The sequence below is a fragment of the Salinihabitans flavidus genome (assembly GCF_900110425.1).
Taxonomy (GTDB): domain Bacteria; phylum Pseudomonadota; class Alphaproteobacteria; order Rhodobacterales; family Rhodobacteraceae; genus Salinihabitans; species Salinihabitans flavidus.
The window spans coordinates 152,537-170,435 of the sequence record NZ_FODS01000005.1 but is presented as its reverse complement, the minus strand read 5'-3'; the positions used below and the strand labels follow the sequence as shown (position 1 = coordinate 170,435).

Annotated in this window: 16 protein-coding genes; 8 read left to right on the top strand and 8 right to left on the bottom strand. The window is 64.9% G+C overall.

Annotation, left to right across the window (positions count from 1 at the left end):
* Positions 1-3: 3 nt before the first annotated feature.
* From BMW66_RS06520 to BMW66_RS06505, 4 genes are all read right to left on the bottom strand, one after another.
* Positions 4-879 carry a metal ABC transporter permease gene (locus BMW66_RS06520; protein ID WP_175483183.1) on the bottom strand — a complete coding sequence of 292 codons (876 nt, stop codon included), beginning with the start codon at positions 877-879 and terminating at the stop codon, positions 4-6.
* Positions 876-1,781, bottom strand: a complete 906-nt coding sequence (locus tag BMW66_RS06515) for a manganese/iron ABC transporter ATP-binding protein (protein WP_093116667.1) — start codon at positions 1,779-1,781, stop codon at positions 876-878. The genes BMW66_RS06520 and BMW66_RS06515 overlap by 4 nt, the downstream gene beginning before the upstream one ends.
* Positions 1,782-1,784: 3 nt before the next feature.
* Positions 1,785-2,696: a metal ABC transporter substrate-binding protein gene (locus BMW66_RS06510; protein WP_093116665.1), complete on the bottom strand. Its 912-nt coding sequence runs from the start codon at positions 2,694-2,696 to the stop codon at positions 1,785-1,787.
* Positions 2,697-2,792: 96 nt separating this feature from the next.
* On the bottom strand, positions 2,793-3,680 hold the full coding sequence (locus BMW66_RS06505; RefSeq protein ID WP_093116663.1) for a LysR substrate-binding domain-containing protein: 888 nt from the start codon (positions 3,678-3,680) through the stop codon (positions 2,793-2,795).
* A 136-nt stretch (positions 3,681-3,816) separates the two neighbouring features.
* On the opposite strand from BMW66_RS06505, the gene BMW66_RS06500 reads away from it, so the two are divergent.
* Genes BMW66_RS06500 through BMW66_RS06485 form a run of 4 tightly spaced genes read left to right on the top strand, consistent with a single transcriptional unit; the run spans position 3,817 to position 9,847 of the window.
* Complete coding sequence (locus tag BMW66_RS06500; RefSeq protein ID WP_093116661.1) at positions 3,817-6,006, top strand: thiamine pyrophosphate-dependent enzyme; 2,190 nt, start codon at positions 3,817-3,819, stop codon at positions 6,004-6,006.
* The gene (locus tag BMW66_RS06495; RefSeq protein ID WP_093116659.1) at positions 6,003-7,052 is read left to right on the top strand and encodes an ACP S-malonyltransferase; all 1,050 of its coding nucleotides are present in this window, start codon (positions 6,003-6,005) and stop codon (positions 7,050-7,052) included. The genes BMW66_RS06500 and BMW66_RS06495 overlap by 4 nt, the downstream gene beginning before the upstream one ends.
* Positions 7,049-8,551, top strand: a complete 1,503-nt coding sequence (amaB, locus tag BMW66_RS06490; protein WP_093116657.1) for an L-piperidine-6-carboxylate dehydrogenase — start codon at positions 7,049-7,051, stop codon at positions 8,549-8,551. Before BMW66_RS06495 ends, amaB begins: the two co-directional genes overlap by 4 nt.
* 21 nt (positions 8,552-8,572) lie before the next feature.
* Entirely contained in the window at positions 8,573-9,847 is a 1,275-nt protein-coding gene (locus BMW66_RS06485) for an NAD(P)/FAD-dependent oxidoreductase (RefSeq protein WP_093116655.1), read from the top strand.
* A 10-nt stretch (positions 9,848-9,857) separates the two neighbouring features.
* On the opposite strand, the gene BMW66_RS06480 is transcribed toward BMW66_RS06485, so the two are convergent.
* Positions 9,858-10,853 (bottom strand): AraC family transcriptional regulator, encoded by a 996-nt coding sequence (locus tag BMW66_RS06480; RefSeq protein WP_093116756.1) that lies wholly within the window; start codon positions 10,851-10,853, stop codon positions 9,858-9,860.
* Between the two features lie 152 nt (positions 10,854-11,005).
* On the opposite strand from BMW66_RS06480, the gene BMW66_RS06475 reads away from it, so the two are divergent.
* The 3 genes from BMW66_RS06475 (at position 11,006) to BMW66_RS06465 (ending at position 13,660) form a co-directional block, all read left to right on the top strand.
* Positions 11,006-11,452, top strand: a complete 447-nt coding sequence (locus BMW66_RS06475; protein ID WP_093116653.1) for a cupin domain-containing protein — start codon at positions 11,006-11,008, stop codon at positions 11,450-11,452.
* A gap of 31 nt (positions 11,453-11,483) precedes the next feature.
* Positions 11,484-12,971, top strand: a complete 1,488-nt coding sequence (locus tag BMW66_RS06470; protein WP_093116651.1) for a flavin-containing monooxygenase — start codon at positions 11,484-11,486, stop codon at positions 12,969-12,971.
* Between the two features lie 266 nt (positions 12,972-13,237).
* Positions 13,238-13,660, top strand: coding sequence for a hypothetical protein (locus BMW66_RS06465; protein WP_093116649.1), 423 nt, complete (start codon positions 13,238-13,240; stop codon positions 13,658-13,660).
* A 34-nt stretch (positions 13,661-13,694) separates the two neighbouring features.
* Here BMW66_RS06465 and BMW66_RS06460 read toward each other — a convergent pair whose 3' ends face one another.
* Entirely contained in the window at positions 13,695-14,297 is a 603-nt protein-coding gene (locus tag BMW66_RS06460) for a hypothetical protein (protein WP_175483182.1), read from the bottom strand.
* A 166-nt stretch (positions 14,298-14,463) separates the two neighbouring features.
* Here BMW66_RS06460 and chrA point away from each other — a divergent pair, with 166 nt between their 5' ends.
* Positions 14,464-15,669, top strand: coding sequence for a chromate efflux transporter (chrA, locus tag BMW66_RS06455; RefSeq protein WP_093116647.1), 1,206 nt, complete (start codon positions 14,464-14,466; stop codon positions 15,667-15,669).
* A 10-nt stretch (positions 15,670-15,679) separates the two neighbouring features.
* Here chrA and BMW66_RS06450 read toward each other — a convergent pair whose 3' ends face one another.
* Positions 15,680-16,948 carry an MgtC/SapB family protein gene (locus tag BMW66_RS06450; protein ID WP_093116645.1) on the bottom strand — a complete coding sequence of 423 codons (1,269 nt, stop codon included), beginning with the start codon at positions 16,946-16,948 and terminating at the stop codon, positions 15,680-15,682.
* A 111-nt stretch (positions 16,949-17,059) separates the two neighbouring features.
* Positions 17,060-17,875, bottom strand: a complete 816-nt coding sequence (locus BMW66_RS06445; protein WP_175483181.1) for a formate/nitrite transporter family protein — start codon at positions 17,873-17,875, stop codon at positions 17,060-17,062.
* Positions 17,876-17,899: the final 24 nt, after the last annotated feature.

The following is a 17,899-nucleotide window of genomic DNA, read 5'->3' as shown; positions in this document are numbered from 1 at the left end:
CCATCACGCGGCCCCTCCCTGCCCCGTGCCGCGAAGCGCGGCGGCGGCCTTGCGCCGCGCGGCCAGAAGCCCGTGTTTCGGTGCAAAGACGAAGGCGGCAAGGAAGATCAGCGTTTGCAGGCAGACGATGATTCCGCCCGTCGCGCCGTTGAGAAAAAAGCTCGCATAGGCGCCGGCAAAACTCGTGACCGCACCGATCACGACCGAAGCGACCAGAAGCCGGGGAAAGCGGTCGAAGAGCAGATAGGCGGTCGCCCCGGGTGTAACTACCATGGCAATGACCAGAAAGGCGCCCACGGTCTGCATCGCGGCCACCACGCAGGCCGACAGCAGAGTGAAGAACACCGCCTTGAGCAGGCGCGGGCGCAGCCCGATGGAGCGCGCGTGCGTTTCGTCGAAGAAGACCACCATGAGATCTTTCCACTTCGCCAGCAGGACGACCAGCGACACCACCCCGATCAGCACGAGCTGAAGCGTGTCAGAAGGCGAAATGGCGAGGATATTGCCCATCGTGATGGTCTGCACCGAGACAGACATCGGGTTGATCGAGACCATGAACAGCCCCAGCCCGAAGAAGGAGGTGAAGATCAACCCGATGATCACATCCGGCTTCAGCCCGCTGCGATCCGAGAGGAACAGCATGGAGCCGGCCGCAAGCCCGCCGGCGATGAAGGCGCCGAGCGCGAAGGGCAGGCCGAGGATATAGGCGCCGGCCACACCCGGCACCACCGAATGCGAGAGCGCATCGCCGATGAGCGACCAGCCCTTGAGCATCAGATAGGCCGACAGGAAGGCGCAGACGCCCCCCACCAGCGCCGAGACCCACATGGCGTTGGTCATGTAGCCATAGGCGAAGGGCTCCAGCAGGGTGGAGATCATGCCTCGCCCTCCGGTCCGGCGGTCCGGGTCTTGTCGCCATAGTGCACGAAGGGTCGTTCATCGTCGGTCAGGATCGTCACCTCGCGTGCGTCGTCGTCGTCGTGCAGGTCTGATCCGCCAAGGGTGAAGTGACGCAGAACGCCGCCGAAGGCGCGCACGAGATTCTCGCGGGTGAAGGTGGTTTCCGTCCGGCCAAAGGCCAAAACCGTCCCCTTCAGCAAAACGGTGCGGTCGCAGAATTCCGGCACTGAGCCGAGGTTGTGCGTGGAGACGAGCATCACCCGGCCCTCGGCGCGCAACTCGCGCAATAGCGCGACGATCTGTTCCTCGGTCTTCACGTCCACGCCGGTAAAGGGTTCATCGAGCAGGATCACCTGCCCGTCCTGCGCCAGCGCGCGGGCGAGAAAGACGCGCTTGCGCTGACCGCCCGACAGCTCTCCGATCTGGCGGTGACGGTGCTCCAGCATGCTCACGCGCCCCAGCGCATCCTCCACCGCCGCGTGATCGGCGGCGCGCGGGCGGCGCAGGAATCCCATGTGGCCGTAGCGGCCCATCATCACCACGTCCTCGACCAGCACCGGAAAGGACCAGTCCACCTCTTCGGCCTGCGGAACATAGGCGACAAGGTTTTCGCGCAGGGCCTGTTTCACGCTGCGCCCCAAAAGGCGGATGTCGCCCTTTGCCGTGGGCAGAAAGCCCATGATCGCCTTGAACAGCGTGGATTTGCCCGACCCGTTGACGCCCACCAGCGCGGTGACCGTGCCGCGCGGGATCTCGAAGCTGGCGTCGCGCAGCGCGGTGTGACCGTTGCGGTAGGTCACGGTCAAGTCGTGCGCGAGAATGCCGCCGCCGGGGCCGTCGGCGGCGAAATGGGCTTCGATCAGCTTGCTGTCATCGAGCATGGGTCATTTCTCCTTGCTCATGGCGCCGGTCAGCCCGTCCACCACCGTTTGCGAGGTGACGCGCAGCAGGTCGAGATAGCTTGGTACCGGGCCGCCCGGGGCGCTCAGACTGTCGACATAGAGCACGCCGCCATAGGCCGCGCCGGTTTCGCGGGCGATCTGCTTGGCGGGGGCGGTGTTGACGGTGCTTTCGCAAAAGACAACGGGAATGTCATGGGCGCGCACCTTGTCGATCACCATGCGGACCTGTTGCGGGGTGCCGACGGAATCGGCGTTTATCGGCCAGAGGTATAGCTCTTTCAGGCCAAAATCGCGGGCGAGATAGGAAAAGGCCCCCTCGCAGGTCACGAGCCAGCGGCGGTCTTGGGGAATCTCCGCGATCCGATCACGCAATGGTTCCAATGTGGCGCGCAGCTCGTCCTTGTAGCGCTCTGCGTTGGCGGCGTAGGTGTCGGCGTTGGCGGGGTCATGCTCGGACAGGGCGCTTGCGATATTGTCAATGTAGATCAGGGCGTTATCCAGACCCATCCAGGCGTGCGGATTGGCCTGGCCCTCATAGCTGCCGCTGCCGATGGCGATCGGGTCGATGCCGTCGCTGAGCGTGACGGAGGGTTTGTCGCCCAGATTGGACAGAAACTGCTCGAACCAAAGTTCCAGGTTCAGGCCGTTCCAGAGGATCAGGTCGGCGTCATGGGCGCGCAGGATGTCGCGCGGGGTGGGTTGATAGCCGTGGATCTCCGCCCCCGGCTTGGTGACGGAAACCACGTCGGCGGCCTCTCCGGCGACATTGGCGGCCATGTCGGCCAGCACGGTGAAGGTCGTGACGACCTTGAGCCGCTCTTCGGCGCTGGCCGGCAGGGCGAGAAAGATGGTGGCAAAGGCGGCGGCGAGCCAGCGCAGGGGGCGTTGGGGCATGGGGGTCTCCGTTTGGGGTCTTACTTGTGTAAATGCGAAGCGTTTGCAAATGTCAAGTAGAATGAGAATGATTTGCAATATGAAGACGGCGGATCATCAAGATGTGAGCTGTTTGCTCAGCCAGCGGCGGAAGCTGACGAGCGGCGGGTAACTGTCGTGCGCCTCGGGCCAGACGAGGTAATATTGTCCAAGACTGATGCGGGGGGCGGCGCTGACCTCGATCAGGCGGCCGCTGGCGATGTCGGCCTCGGCCAGAAAACTCGGCACGAGGGCCACGCCCAGCCCGTGAATGGCGGCCTGCGTCATGGTCGAGAACTGGTCGAAGAGCATGCCCGAGAGCGCGGGGCTCGGCACGTCGCGGGCGGCGAACCACCGCTCCCACGCGTCGGGACGCGACTCGAGATGCAGAAGCGGCAGCGACAGAAGATCCCCGGGCGCGGTCACGGGCGCGGGCGTCAGGTCGGGGGCAGCGACGGGGACCACGGTTTCCGCCCAGAGCGGCAGGTAATGCACGTCGGACCAGTTGCGCCGCCCGAAGTGAAAGGCGGCGTGGAACGGCTCCGCCCCGAAATCGAAGGGGCGCAGCCGGGTGTTGAGGTTGAGCGTGATTTCGGGATGGCGTGCGGTGAAGTCGCGCAGGCGCGGGGCGAGCCAATACATGCTGAAGGCCGGCAGGATCGACAGATCGAGGCTTCCTCCCCGCGGATTGGCGCGCAGTTTCAGGGAGCTTTGCGCAAGCTGGGTGAGCACCTGACGCACCGAAGCAACGTAATCGGCCCCGGCGGGAGTGAGGGAAAGGCGTGGGCTGGTCCGGTCAACCAGCGGCGCGCCCATCTGCTCCTCAAGCTTCCGGAGCTGGCGGCTGATTGCGCTTTGGGTCAGCGACAGCTCGCGCGCGGCGGCCGAGGCGCTTCCAAGCCGGTCCACGGCTTCGAGCGCGAGAAGCGCGTTGATCGAGGGCAGGAAGCGGCGGGGCGCGATCATATGATTTTAACTCATGGCCTTGGGCGTTTCTATCAATAGAAATTCGATGTATTAAACGCAATACTGCGGCAAGGCATGTCATTCACCGCCCTGCCCCATTCGCCAACGGCATGGGCGGGCCGCAAACGGGGCTTTCATGGATCGCGCCAGCATCGTTCACGACAATTTCCTGCGCCGGGTCGCCGCGCGCGACTTCCCGGCAGGGGGCGGCGCCGCGCCGGGGCTGACCGCACCGGAGGGGGTAACGCTTTTCCGGGCGCAATGCCTGAGCCGGGCGCTCGACCTGACGAGCCGGGAGATGCAGAAGGCGGGCACGGGATTTTACACCATCGGATCGAGCGGGCACGAGGGCATGGCGGCGGTGGCCCATGCGCTGCGCCCTGATGACATCGCCTTTCTGCACTACCGCGACGCCGCGTTCCAGATCGCGCGAGCGCAGCAGGTGCCGGGGCAGACAATGACATGGGACATGCTCCTGTCCTTTGCCTGTTCGCGCGAGGATCCGACATCGGGCGGACGGCACAAGGTTCTGGGCTCCCGGGCGCTAATGATTCCGCCGCAGACCTCGACCATCGCCAGCCACCTGCCCAAGGCGGTGGGGGCGGCCTATGGCATCGGCGCGGCGCGGCGACGCCCGCCCGAGCATCGCGCGCTGGCCGACGGCGGGCTGGCGATGTGCAGCTTCGGGGACGCCTCGGCCAATCATTCGACCGCGCAGGGGGCGATCAACACCGCGGGATGGACGTCGGTGCAGGCGGTGCCGCTGCCGCTTCTGTTCGTGTGCGAGGACAATGGCATCGGCATTTCGACCAAGACGCCCGCCGGCTGGATCGAAGCTTCCATGCGGCACCGGGCCGGAATGCGTTATTTCCGGGCTGACGGGCTGAACCTTTACGAGACATTCGCCGTGGCGCGGCAGGCGGCGGAGTATGTGCGCAGTCGCCGCAAGCCGGCGTTTCTGCATCTGCGGACCATCCGGCTTTACGGTCATGCGGGCGCGGATGTGGCCACCAGTTACCTGCCCCGGGCGGAGGTGGAGGCCGAGGAGGCCAACGATCCGCTGCTGCATTCCGTGCGCCTTCTGGCAGAGGCGGGCGCGCTGGAGCCCACCGACGCGCTGTCGATCTATGAGGACACCCGCGCGCGGGTGGAGCGGGTCGCGGCGGAGGCGGTCAAACGGCCGCATCTGGACAGCGCCGAGGCCGTGCGTGCGAGCCTGATCCCCCCGCCCCGCCCCTGCGCGCCGAGGAACGGCCCCGCGCCCGAGGACCGCGCCGCCGCCTTTGGCGGCGACATGCGCGCGATGGAGCAGCCGCAGCCGATGAGCCGGCTGATCAACTGGGCGCTGACCGATCTGATGCTGGAGGTGCCGGAGGTCACGCTCATGGGGGAGGACGTGGGCCGCAAGGGCGGAGTCTATGGCGTGACGCAAAAGTTGCTGGCCCGTTTCGGCGCGGATCGGGTGATCGACACGCTTCTGGACGAGCAATCCATTCTGGGCCTTGCCATCGGTATGGCGCACAACGGGTTCATTCCGGTGCCCGAGATCCAGTTTCTCGCCTATCTGCACAACGCCGAGGATCAGCTCCGGGGGGAGGCGGCCACCCTGCCCTTCTTCTCTGACGGGCAGTTCACCAACCCGATGGTGGTCCGGATCGCCGGCCTTGGCTATCAGCGGGGGTTCGGCGGGCATTTCCACAACGACAATTCGCTCGCCGTGCTGCGCGATATTCCGGGGCTGATCCTGGCCTGCCCGTCGAACGGGCCGGATGCCGCGCGGATGCTGCGCGAATGCGTCCGGTTGGCGCGCGAGGAACAGCGCGTGGTGGTGTTTCTGGAGCCGATCGCGCTTTATTCGATGCGCGATCTGCACGAGGCGGGCGATGGCGGCTGGATAGGGCCCTATCCGGCCCCCGATGAAAGGATCGCATTGGGCGAGATCGGGGTGCATGGTGAGGGGCGAGATCTGGCCATCGTGAGCTATGGCAATGGCGCCTACCTGTCGCGTCAGGCGCAGGCGGAGTTGATCGAGCGGGGTGTGCAGGCGCGGGTGATCGACCTGCGTTGGCTGGCCCCGCTGCCGCAGGATGCCCTTTTGCAAGCGGTGGAGGGGTGCGGCGCGGTGCTCGTGGTCGATGAATGCCGGCGCACCGCAAGCCAGTCGGAGGGATTGATGACCCTGTTTTCGGAGCACGGCGTGGGACCGGCGGCGCGGGTGGTGGCCGAGGATTGCTTCATCGCCACCGGCCCGGCCTATGCCGCCCCCCTGCCGTCGCGAGAGGGCATCGTGGACGCGGCGCTGGCGCTGACGGGGGGGCGGCGATGACGCGGCGGGCGGTGGTGATCTGCCCCGGGCGGGGCACCTATAATCGCGCCGAGCTGGGCTATCTCGCGCGGCATCACGCGGGGGCGCCGTTTTTGCCGGTGTTCGATGACCGGCGCGCGGCCGAGGGGCAGGAGACGTTGACCGCGCTGGACGGTGCGGCGCGGTTTTCCGCGAAGACCTATGCGCGCGGCGATGTCGCCTCGCCACTGATCTACGCCAGCAGTCTACTCGATGCGCGGACGCTGGCCGGCGATGTGGAGGTGGTGGCCGTCACCGGCAATTCGATGGGCTGGTACACCGCGCTCGCGGTGGCCGGCGCGGTGACGCCGGAGGGCGGGTTCGAGGTGGTCAACACCATGGGCCGGCTGATGCACGAGCATATGATCGGCGGGCAGCTTGTCTATCCGGTCGTGGATGCGGACTGGCGCGACGATCCGGCGCGGCGCGCGGCGCTGCTGGCGCAGGTGGCGGAGATTGACGCGCGGGCGGGCTGTCGCCTTGGCCTGTCGATTGCGCTTGGCGGAATGCTGGTGCTGGCGGGCAACGAGGCAGGGCTGTCGGCCTTCGAGGCGGCGGTACCAACGGTGGAGGGCCGCTTTCCCATGCGCCTGCCCGGTCACGCGGCGTTTCACACCGATATGCAGGCGTCGGTGGCCGAGGCGGGGCGCGCCGCTCTGCCCCGCGATCTGTTCGGTGCGCCCGAGCGCCCGGTGATCGACGGGCGGGGGCGGATCTGGTGGCCGCATGGCACCGACCGCGCCGCGCTTCATGACTACACGCTCGGTGCGCAGGTGATCACGCCCTATGATTTCACGCGCGCGATCACCGTGGCGGCGCGGGAGTTCGCCCCCGATCTGTTCATTGTCACCGGGCCGGGCACGACGCTTGGCGGGGCGGTGGCGCAATCGCTCATACTGGCCGGATGGCAGGGCATGACCTGCAAGGCCGATTTCGAAGAAGCGCAGAACGCGCGCGGGCTGCTGGCCGCCATGGGGCGGGATGATCAGCGGCGCGACGTGATATGCAGGAAAGGAGACAGGACATGACATATACGGAGATTCTCAAGGCGGCGAGGCTGGATCCCGAAACGTTTCGGGGCGGCGAACTGACGGTCACAACCCCGGTCGATGGCACCGAGGTGGCGGCGCTGCGGCAACACACGCGCGCCGACGCGGAGGCGGCGATTGCCCGTGCGGCGGGGGCGTTCGACAAATGGCGCCGCGTGCCCGCGCCCCGGCGCGGAGAGCTGGTGCGCCGGCTGGGTGTGGCGCTGCGCGAGGAAAAGGAAGCCCTGGGCCGACTCGTCACGCTCGATTGCGGCAAGATCGTTCAGGAAGGTCTTGGCGAGGTGCAGGAGATGATCGACATCTGCGATTTCGCGGTGGGGTTGTCGCGGCAGCTTCACGGGCTGACCATCGCGTCGGAGCGGCCGGGCCATGCGATGCGCGAGACATGGCACCCCAAGGGGGTGTGCGGGGTAATCACCGCCTTCAACTTTCCGGTCGCGCCATGGTCGTGGAACGCGGCGTTGGCGCTTGTCTGCGGCGATCCGGTGATCTGGAAGCCGTCAGAGAAGACGCCGCTCACCGCGCTGGCGGTTCAGGGGATCTGCGACCGGGTGTGCCGGGACTTCGGAGAGGATGCGCCCGAAGGTTTGATCCAGACGCTCGTGGGCGGGCATGAGTTGGGACAGGCGCTCAGCGCATCGGAGGATGTGGCGATCGTGTCGGCCACCGGCTCTGTGCCGATGGGACGCGCGGTGGCGGGCGAGATGGCCAAACGCCTTGGCCGCACCATCCTGGAGCTTGGCGGCAACAATGGAATGATCGTTGCCCCCTCCGCCGATCTGGAAATGGCGCTGCGGGCCATCGTGTTCTCGGCGGTGGGCACGGCGGGGCAGCGGTGCACGACCCTGCGCCGGCTGATCGTGCACGAGGATATCTATGACGACCTTCTGCCGCGGCTGATCGCGGCCTATGAGACGCTGCCCATCGGCAACCCGCTGGAGGATGGCACGCTGGTGGGGCCGTTGATCGACAAGGCCGCCGCCGGGGCGATGGCGCAGGCGTTAAAGCAGGCGCAGGCCGAAGGCGGCACGGTGCATGGCGGCGGCGCGGTGCTCGAGGATGATTTCCCGGGTGCCGCCTATGTCGCGCCCAGCATCGTGGAGATGCCGCAACAAAGCGCGATCATGCACCACGAAACCTTTGCGCCGATCCTCTACGCGGTGAAATACAAGACGTTGGAAGAGGCCATCGCGCTGCATAACGCCGTGCCGCAGGGGCTGTCGTCCTGCATCTTTTCCACCGACCTGCGGGAGACGGAAACCTTCCTGTCGGCGGTGGGATCGGATTGCGGCATTGCCAATGTCAACATTGGCCCGTCGGGCGCCGAGATCGGCGGGGCCTTTGGCGGCGAGAAGGACACCGGCGGCGGGCGCGAAAGTGGCTCGGACGCGTGGAAGGGGTATATGCGGCGGCAGACCCAGACCATCAACTATTCGCGCGAGTTGCCGCTCGCGCAGGGGATCAGGTTCGATATCTGAAACCCCAAAAAGGGAGGCAAAATGACTACGGAGGACGAACGCGGCCTTTGGGCCGTCACCTGTGCCGAACAGGGGGGCGCGCCGATGCTGACGGACGACCGCGAGGCGGATCTGGTGATCGTGGGCGGCGGGTTCACCGGCTGCGCCGCCGCGCTTGAGGCGGCGCGGAGCGGCGCGCGCGTCTGCCTTCTGGAAGCGCGCGACATCGGCTTTGGCGGATCGGGTCGCAATGTCGGGCTGGTCAACGCCGGGCTGTGGCTGCCACCGGCCGATATTCGCAAGATCATGGGGGATACGGCGGGCGACAGACTGTCGTCCATCCTTGCCGAGGCGCCGGACCAGGTGTTCGGGTTGATCGAAGCATACGGCATCGAATGTGAGCCGGCGCGGGGGGGCACGCTGCATTGTGCCCATGCCCCGGCAGGCCGCGCGGAATTGGAGCGGCGGTGCGCGCAGCTTGCCGAACTGGGGGCACCGGTGACCCTTCTGGATAAGGCGGAAACCGCGGCGCGCACGGGGGCGGCCTGTCTGCACGGCGCGCTGTTCGACCCGCGCGCGGGCACGATCCAGCCGCTTGCCTATGCGCGCGGGCTGGCGCGGGCGGCGCAGGTGGAGGGCGCGGAAATCTTCGAGCACAGCCCGGCCAGCGCGGTGCGGCGGCACGGCGATCTTTGGCAGGTGGAGAGCATGGGCGGAACCGTGCGTGCGCCGGCGCTTCTACTGGCAAGCAATGCCTATCACCTGCCGTTTGAGGGGTTGGAGCCACCCGCCGCCGTGCCGGTGCATTTCTTCCAGATGGCCACGCGCCCGCTGCCGGACGATCTGCGCCGCACGATCCTGCCGGGCGGCGAGGGATGCTGGGACACGGCGACGGTCATGTCTGCCTTTCGCACCGATGCGGCGGGGCGCGTGATCGTCGGCGGGATCGGCGCGCTCGATCATGGCGCATCGGGGTTTCACCGGGGCTGGGCGCCGCGCAAGCTGGCCGCGTTGTTTCCCGCATTGGCCGGGCAGCCGCTGGACATGGCGTGGCAAGGGCGGATCGCCATGACCTCGGATCACGTGCCCAAGATCACGCGGCCCGGGCCGGGCGCGCTTGCGGTGCATGGCTATTCGGGGCGCGGTATCGGGCCGGGCACGGCGTTCGGCATACGCATGGCGCGGGCGCTTCTGGACGGCGATGAAAGCCCCCTGCCCGTCGCGCCGCTGGACCACTATTCAGAGCGGCTGACCGGGCTGCGGGCCATCGGCTATGAGGCCGGCGCGACGCTGGCCCATCTGACCGGCGCGCGCTGAGCCGGGCTGGTCAGGCGACCTCGCAACGCAGGGTCTGATGCGGGGATTCCCCGAATTTTTCGCGGTAGGCTGTCGAGAACCGCCCGAAATGCGCGTGCCCGGAGCGATAACATGCCTCCCCCACCGTCATGTCGGAGGCGCCTTCCAGCAGCAGGTGGCGCGCGAAGCGAAGGCGCAGATCGCGCAGGTATTGCATCGGTGTCACATCCAGTTCACGCCGGAACGCCATTTGCAACGAGCGCGGTGTCACACCGGCCGCGGCCGCGATGGCCGGCAGGCTGAGCGGCCCCTCCATCCGGTCGTGGATGACCGTGAGCGCCCGGCGCAGCGCCGCAGGAGGGGCTGCCGGAGACAGCCGGTCGAGCAATGGCGAGATGGTGCTGGGCTGCGCCTCAATCAGATCGGCGACGAGGGTTTCCTCGATCAGTCGCTGGTGCAGGCTATCGGTTCCGGTGAACGCCTCTGCGCTCTCGGCGGCGCGGACAAGCGCGCGCACCCCCCGATACCAGCCGCGCAGGCCCGCACGCGTGAGATCCAGACGGGGATCGAAGCGGAGCCCGCCGGTGATGTCGCAGCCCGTCAAATGTTGCACTGTCTCGTGCATGTAGGCGCGGTCGATCTGCACAAGAAGCTGCTCGCATCCCGCATGCCAGCGCATCTTCGTGCGCCGGTCGGGGTTCAGCAGGCTGGCCGTGCGCGGATCGGACCGGACGGTCCGGCACCCGTTCTGAATCGCGGCCGTCCCGAAGAGCGGGATCTGGATGAGAAAGAAGCTCTCAAGCTCACCGGGTTCAATCGCCACGTCCGCGCCATAGCGCAGATAGTTCAGAGAGACATGGCGGCCTCGCGCGCGATTCTGGCAGGCATCGAACCGACCGTCGACCGACCTGCGATCAAGGCGATGGGCACAGAAATGCCGCGACACGATTTCGCGTGCCTCGTCAAGATCTGCGGTGTGAAAGCGGCGATGCCGGGCCAGCGGCACCGCCTGCGCGGTTCCTTCCATGGCCGAAGTGTAGAGCAGCCGACCGCTCTCGGGCAAGAAACAAACCCGCCCCTGCCCTTGCAGGACCGTTTCTTTCGCAAAACGGATAATGGAGAGCGCACGGGATGTGTTTAGACTCCTCCCACCAATAAGGAAGCCAACAGGAGAGAGCGATGAAAGACGGAATGGGAATCACCGCCGCAGCCGACGGGATCGACGGCGTGGCATGGAATGTGGTGGGGCACACCTACACGCCGAAATTGCTGAGCGACAATGCCTTCATCTGGCATGCCGTGGTCCCGGCGGACACCTTTGTGCCGCCGCATATCCACCCCACACAGGACGAGTGGATCATCATGCTGGAGGGCGCGCTTGAGGTCGAAATGGGCGGGCAAACCCACAAGGCCGGTGCCGGCGATACCATCCGAATGCCAATGGGCGAGGCGCATGGCATCTTCAACCGCTCTGGTCAGACTGCAACCTGCGTTTTCGGCGTGGCGCCGTCGCGCAAGTTGTTCGATCTGTTCGGTGCGCTCGACGGCGTGACCGACCCCAATGAGCTGGTGCGGCTTTCGGCACTGCATGAAGTCGATTTCCTGCCGCCGCCGGAAAACGGCTGAGGCGCGCGGCTAAACCGACAGGGAGATAACAATGATCAAGAAAAAGAACGTCGCCGTGATTGGCGGCGGGGTCAGCGGTTTGGCTGCGGCCAAGGCGTTCGACGAACGCGGACACAGGGTGTTCGGATTTGAGCGGAGCCACGATTTCGGGGGGGTGTGGGAATTGTCGCGCTCGTATCCGGATGTGCAGACGCAATCGCCCAAGGATCTTTACCGCTTCACCGACCACCCGATGCCCGACGACTACCCCGAGTGGCCCAAGGGCCCGCAGGTGCATGCCTATCTGCATTCCTATGCGGACAAGCATCGTCTGGCGCGGCTGTTCCAGCTCAACACCAGTATTGTATCGATGGATCGCCGCGCCGATGGCAAGCCGGGATGGACGCTGACGATCGAGGCGGCGGGGCATGAGCGCAAGCAGGATTTCGATTTCGTCGCCATCTGCACCGGGCAGTTTTCCGACAAGAACATCATCAGCCACCCCGGTCAGGATGAGTTCGTCGCCAATGGCGGCCGCGTGATGCACAGTTCGGAATACACCGACAGCACCCTTGCGAACGGCAAGCATGTGCTGGTGCTCGGCGGGTCGAAATCGGCCACCGATCTGGCGGTGAACGCGGCCAAGAACGGCGCGAAACAGGTGACGATGGTCTATCGCGAGAATGTCTGGCGCATGCCGTATTTCGTCGGCGGGATCAATTTCAAGCGCCTGCTTTACATGCGCGCGCAGGAGCAGCAGTTCAACGCATGGGGCAAGTCGCCCATGCAGCGGGTCGTGGCGGCGGCGTTCAAACCGCTGGTCTGGGCGAACTTTCGCGGGCTGGAAACGCTTCTGAAGCTGCAACTGGGGCTGAAGAAATGGAACATGGTGCCAGACACGCCGATCGAGAAGGAAGCCTCCTGCTCCCTGCCCATCGTGACGCCGGGGCTCTTCGAAGGGTTCCGGGCCGGCACGATCAAGCCGATTCAGGGCACGATCGACCACTATGAACCCGGTCACGCGGTGTTGACCACCGGCGACAGGATTCCCTGCGATCTGTCCGTGCTTGCGGTGGGCTGGAAGCTTGGCGTGCCCTATCTGCCCGAGGCGGAGAAGAAAAAGCTGATCGACGAGGACGGGCAATATCGGGTCTATCGGCTGTCGGTGAATCCCGATCTGCCCGACATGGGGTTCGTCGGCTTCAACTCGAGCTTCTGCACGGTGTTGGGGGCGGAGATGATCGCCAACTGGCTTGTCCGCTATGCCGACGGGCAGCTTGCACATCAGCCGAGCGATACCGAGATGCGCGACAATATCGAAATGATGCTCAACTGGCGGCGCAAGGAACGTCCCGCCGCGAAGGTCTATGGCGGGCTGTGTTCTGCCCCCTTCCACTTTAAGCACTTCGACGAGTTGCTGGCCGATATCGGCGCAAGAAAGCGCAAGCGCGCCAACCCGCTGGCCGAGCAATTCTCCTACCCGAACGCCGCCGCCTATGGCACCTATCTGGCCAGCGCACCGCAATATCACGCGGGTTGATCACGCCTTGGGCCAGGAACAGCAGGGGGTATGCCGCAATCGTGGCGTACCCCCTTTCCCTTTGATCGGATCGGCGCCCAGTGTGGCAGCCCGCCGTTCCATGATCCGGAACTGTTCTACAATTCGGGCGTTGCCCCCTGTTGACGGGATGCGACGTTTGCCGTTCAATCCGGTGACCGGCAGAAACCCGCCCATGCACCCAAGCTCGATTGGACATACCCATTCCGATGCTAGATTCCGCAGGCGAACCAAAACGGAAAGTTCTGATGAACACATTGAATCAACATCCCGCTGTCAGGCTTCGGGCGCTTGCCTTCTGGCTTGGGCTTGCTATCGCCACTCTGCTTGCCGGCGCCGCATTGGCGGAGTCAGACGAGGCGGTTGACAGGCCCGATTGGCTTCCGTCCGAAATCGTCCTGCCAGAGGATGCCAAGATCGGGGATGCTCGCGAAATCGGCTCTTACATCAAGATGGTATCCTTCGAGACCGAGCAGGACGCGGAAGCGCTGCTTGATACGTGGGAGGACGAATTGTCCGGCGCAGGTTACCAGATCATGCGGAAGCTTGATGAGAGTATCGAGTCAACCGTCGAGTTTTCGGGCAATGGGGTTCAGAACGGCAAGATCGTGATTGCGCCGGTCACGCCCGATGCCAAAACCACCATTGAAATCGACATGACGCTTCAGTGAGAAACGGTGCGCGTCCTCGCCCCGATAACGGGCGTCAATCGCAGTTGTTGTGCTGTCTCCACATTGCAGGGTCGTGACCGTCAGGAACGGTAGCGCACGGATTGGACGTGTACCCGCGCAAACGGTTGTAAGAGTCGATCTGCGCCTCTGTCAGTATGGATGGCGTCATAAGGTGCCGCGACAGGTGGATGAAACGCAGGTCGGCCCGTGCGGCGGCGGCGGTGTCGATAAGCTGGCGCAAACGGGCGCTATCCAGTTCCCCTGAGCGAAAGGCAGCCTCGATCGCCTCTTCGGCCGCGATGAGGCGATTTCCGACCTCGCGCGCCTCTACCTGCATCGCGTCGAAAATGACTTCGATCTCAGCCACCTGCCCGACGGAGAGGCCGATCTCGTCCCGCAACTCCAGCAGATGGGCGGGGCCGGGCATGCCGTTCAGTTCTGCCGGAAGGGCAAGACCCCATCCGCCGCCCCGGCGCAGTTCTTCAAGATCGCTTTCGGAAAGCGATTTGATCTCGCGCTCCTGAAGACCGGCATAGGGCGCGTCTTTGTCACCATGTCCGTTGTGGCCTGTCTGCGACTGTGCTGCCACGGCCCCGAACAGAGACGCCATCGCAATGAAAACGGTAATCTTCTTCATGGTGCTCTCCGTCTTTTCTGCGTCTTGAGATTCGTTGTCCGACCTTTGCATTCACGTTATATCCTTCTTCGGAAGTGGTGCAATTTGGTCTTGATCGCCCACTCTGAAAGGGCACTCTCAGCCTGAACCATCGCGCACAAGTGAAACAAGCGGCTGTGAGGCCATAGTGAAACACGACAAGGGGCGGCCGGACACGCCGCAAAGGGGGAGCGCGGCAGAAGTCTTTGCCGTATTCCTGAAACTTGGCCTTACGTCATTCGGCGGCCCGATCGCGCATCTGGGGTATTTCCGCGATGAGTTGGTCACGCGGCGCGGGTGGCTTTCGGACACGGCCTATGCCGATCTGGTCGCACTGTGTCAGTTCCTGCCCGGTCCGGCCTCCAGCCAGGTGGGATTCGCGCTGGGTCTCATGCGGGCGGGATGGCTTGGGGCGCTTGCGGCCTTCTGCGCCTTTACCCTGCCTTCCGCGATCTTGCTGTTTGCCTTTGCCATGTCGGCGGCGCAACTGTCCGGACCGATCGGAACCGGGGCGCTGCACGGGCTGAAGATCGTGGCAGTGGCGATTGTCGCGCAGGCGGTCTGGGGCATGGCGCGCAACCTGTGCCCGGACCGCGAGCGCGCGACCATTGCGCTTTCGGCCGTTCTGGTGCTGGCGTTCGTGCCCGGGGCGGCGGGCATGGTGGGGGCAATCGCGCTCGGCGCGGTGGCCGGATTCGCGCTCGGAGGCGACACGCGCTGCGAGGGCGGGCATTTGTCGGTGCCGGTGTCGCGTGGCGCGGCGATTGCGGCATTGACGGTTTTCGGCGGTCTTCTGGCCCTGCTTCCGCTTGTTGCCGGGCAAGGTCAGACATTTGCGGTGATTGATGGCTTCTACCGATCTGGCGCGCTGGTCTTTGGTGGGGGGCATGTGGTCCTGCCGCTGCTTCAGGCCGAGGTGGTGCAACCGGGTTGGATCACGACGGATGAATTTCTTGCCGGCTACGGCGCGGCGCAGGCGGTGCCCGGCCCGCTGTTCACCTTTGCTGCCTATCTGGGGGCCGTGCTGGGGCCGGAGCCGAACGGGGTTGTGGGGGCCGCTCTGGCACTGACAGCGCTGTTTTTGCCCGGATTTCTGATCCTCGTGGGGGTGCTGCCGTTCTGGGACAGCTTTCGTCGCAAGACATGGGCCCAATCGGCGATGCGGGGGACCAATGCCGCAGTGGTCGGAATACTCGGGGCGGCGCTCTACTCTCCGGTATTCACAAGCGCGGTCACCGATTTACAGAGCTTCTCACTGGCGCTGGGTTGCTTTGTCCTGCTGACGGCGTGGAAGGCCCCGCCGTGGATCGTTGTGATCGTGGCGGCGACAGGTGGTGCCGCCCTGACGCTCTGACGCGGACAACTCAGGACAATCCACGAAAGACAAAGATGGCCCCGACCGCGATCATGAGCGCATAGATTCCCATGATCCTCAGCCCGAAGCCACCACCACTCGCGAAAACAAGGGCAATGCCGCCCTTGACGGCAGTATTGACCGACACAGCCAGGACGATGGCCCCCGTCGCGGTGACAATCGCCAGATCCTCCCCCGCCATGCGCGACACGGATATGGTCAGAGCGTCCACATCGGCGATACCGGAAAACCCGGCGGCGGCATATATGCCGCCGGTTCCGAACCAATCCCGCAGGAAATGCGTGATCAGGACGACAACAGACAATATGACACCGAACGACAAGGCCGTTCTCAGAGCGAGAGGATTGGAGAGCTCCTCAAGCTCTGACGGCGCGCCGCCCTCGTGATCCGCGAGCAGTTTCAGCACAACCGCCCCGGTAAACCCGATCATGGCCATCAGCACCATCGGAGGCGCAAGCGATGGTATCAGACTGCGTTCGAAGATCGCGGAAACGGCCAGAATACGCAGGCAGGTGACAGACCCCGCGACCACAACCCCGACCGCAAGGATGGGGCGCAGTTTTGTGTCATCGCGCGCCATGCGCGAAAACGCCAGTGTCGTGGACGTGGAAGACGCCATGCCGCCGAAAAGCCCGGTGATCAGTATGCCAAGCCGTGCCCCCGCAACCCGGATTGCCAGATATCCGAAGAACGACAGCCCGGCCACCACGACCACGGCCCACCAGAGTTCATAGGGGTTGAGCACACCGCCGGGTCCGTATCCCTGATCGGGCAGAAGCGGCAGGATGACGACCGAGATCACCGCCAGTTGCAGGGCCGCATAAAGTTCGTATTCACGGATTTTCGTCAACCAGCGGTGCAATATGTCCTTTGTCGCCAGAAGCGAGGCGGCAGCGACGGCGGCGGTGGCGGCGGGCGCCACCTCCGCCACAACCGAGGCGGCCCCGAGGCCGAACGCCAGCAGCAGGGCTATCTCTGTTGTCATACCGATGTCGTTTTGCTTGCGAAGGCGTGTCCAGTAGCTCAGCCCGACGAGCACACACACACCGAACAACGCGATCCCGAGAAAGATCTCGCCAAGGATCAAACTCAGCCATCCGCAGACACCGCCGAAAAGGCCCGTCAACGCAAATGTGCGAATCCCGGCCATGCGGTCACCTTCGGCCTCGTTGCGGCCATGCCAGCCGCGTTCAAGCCCGAAAAGCAACCCGATCGCGACGGCCATCGCAAGCCGCTGGTATAGATCCGTGTCCTCCATCCCTTCGGCCCTGACCCCACAGTGTTTCGCGTGTTCGATTGTCCACCGAAGCGGAATATTCCCCGGGTCCTTGCCCTATCGCGGGAGAAGGCGAGGTTTACCTGCCACGCCCTAGAGCTCCTCACGCAGTTGTGCATAGGTGAGGGCCGCGAAGATACCAGTGCCCCCGAGAACATTGCCTGCCAGTGCGGGCAATATCCCGCCGAGGACCGCAGAGGCAAGCCCAAGCTCTGCGCGGAACACGAGGATGAAAAGTTCGGTCGATCCCGCAACGACATGTGACATGTCCCCAAGGCCGATCATGTAGGTCAAGAGCACGATCATCAACACCTCGCCCGCGCTTTCCATGCGTGGCAGAATCCAAACCAGTGCAGCGATGATGAAACCGGCCGGTATGCCCCACATGAAATGTTCCATCGCCGTCGCCTCTGCGTAGTGGCGCGAGACCTGGAGTATCCCGTCCAGATGGCCCGGCGGCACGATACTGCCATGATCAAGAACGAACGCCGCAATGGCGCAGCCTGTCAGGTTGGCAACGAACACGATCCCCCACAACCGGGCGATCTGCACCAGCTTCGCCCGGGTCGGTGCCTGAAACAGGGGCAGAATGGGGGTGATGGTGTTTTCCGTGAAAAGCTGCATCCCCCCAAGGATCACGATCAGAAAGCCGATCGTGTAGCCGATGTTGGAAACCGCCGGCGCCCATGCGGCATCCGGCAGCATGGAAACCAGAAACCCCTTGCAGAGCACCGAGGTGCTGATTGCGAGTCCTGCCACCACGCCCGACCACCAGAGCGCGCGCGAGGAACGGGAGAGCTCATGCTCGCCTTCTCTGCGGATCGCTTCGAAGATGACCGAGCTTGGCACGGATTCATACTCTTCGACCCGTGCATGCTTGTCGTGATCGGAATCCTGTTGCTTGGCCAAGAGTATGCGACTCCTTTTGGAAAT